This is a genomic window from Sphingomonas sp. NCPPB 2930, assembly GCF_042867205.1.
Lineage (GTDB): Bacteria > Pseudomonadota > Alphaproteobacteria > Sphingomonadales > Sphingomonadaceae > Sphingomonas.
Map to the genome: position 1 here is coordinate 1 of NZ_JBHZQU010000039.1, position 1,016 is coordinate 1,016.

Annotated in this window: 2 protein-coding genes; both read left to right on the forward strand. The window is 39.0% G+C overall.

Going from position 1 to position 1,016, the window contains the following annotated elements:
* Positions 1 to 158: 158 nt before the first annotated feature.
* On the forward strand, positions 159 to 656 hold the full coding sequence (locus ACFX59_RS18180; RefSeq protein WP_000342539.1) for an antirestriction protein ArdA: 498 nt from the start codon (positions 159 to 161) through the stop codon (positions 654 to 656).
* Positions 657 to 744: 88 nt separating this feature from the next.
* The coding region (locus ACFX59_RS18185; protein WP_078800767.1) for a conjugal transfer protein at positions 745 to 1,016 on the forward strand (272 nt) is incomplete at its 3' end.

The following is a 1,016-nucleotide window of genomic DNA, read 5'->3' on the forward strand; positions in this document are numbered from 1 at the left end:
GACATTTTACTAGAGCTATTCAATCGCATTATTGGTTCTTAAATAAAACCGTTCTTTTGTGGAATATAAGTGGTTTTCTTATGTTCCGCAAAGGAATGGTACACCAAACGAAGTGCGGTAGGGATTTTTGAATCTCTACAAAGAAAGGACGTGAATATATGGACGATATGCAAGTCTATATTGCGAATTTAGGCAAATACAATGAGGGCGAATTGGTCGGTGCGTGGTTTACCTTTCCCATTGACTTTGAGGAAGTCAAAGAGAAAATCGGCTTGAATGATGAATATGAGGAATACGCCATTCATGACTACGAGTTACCCTTTACGGTTGACGAATACACTTCCATTGGCGAACTCAATCGACTATGGGAAATGGTATCGGAATTACCCGAAGAATTACAATCGGAGCTATCTGCTCTGCTCACTCATTTTTCAAGCATTGAAGAACTAAGCGAACATCAAGAGGATATTATCATTCATTCCGATTGTGATGATATGTATGACGTGGCACGCTACTACATTGAAGAAACGGGTGCTTTAGGCGAAGTACCAGCTAGTCTTCAAAACTATATTGATTATCAAGCCTATGGTCGGGATTTAGACCTTTCAGGAACGTTTATCTCAACCAATCATGGGATTTTTGAAATCGTCTATTAAATCTGTCGGTACATTACTACTGGCAGATTTTCTATTTTACGGGGTGGCTCAATCAGCTACCCCTATTTTTTATGAAAGGATTGATTACATGAAGAAAATACGAAGCTATACCAGTATCTGGTCTGTGGAAAAGGTACTGTATTCTATCAATGATTTTAGACTTCCGTTTCCCATAACCTTTACGCAAATGACATGGTTTGTCGTGTCACTCTTTGCAGTGATGATACTTGGCAACTTGCCCCCTCTTTCCATGATAGAGGGAGCATTTCTCAAATACTTTGGGATTCCTGTGGCTTTCACATGGTTTATGTCTACAAAAACTTTTGATGGTAAAAAGCCTTATGGATTTTTGAAGTCTGT

Excerpts from the sequence above, each read along its gene's own strand:
- ACFX59_RS18180 (WP_000342539.1), top strand. The coding sequence starts at position 159 with ATGGACGATATGCAAGTCTATATTGCGAATTTAGGCAAATACAATGAG.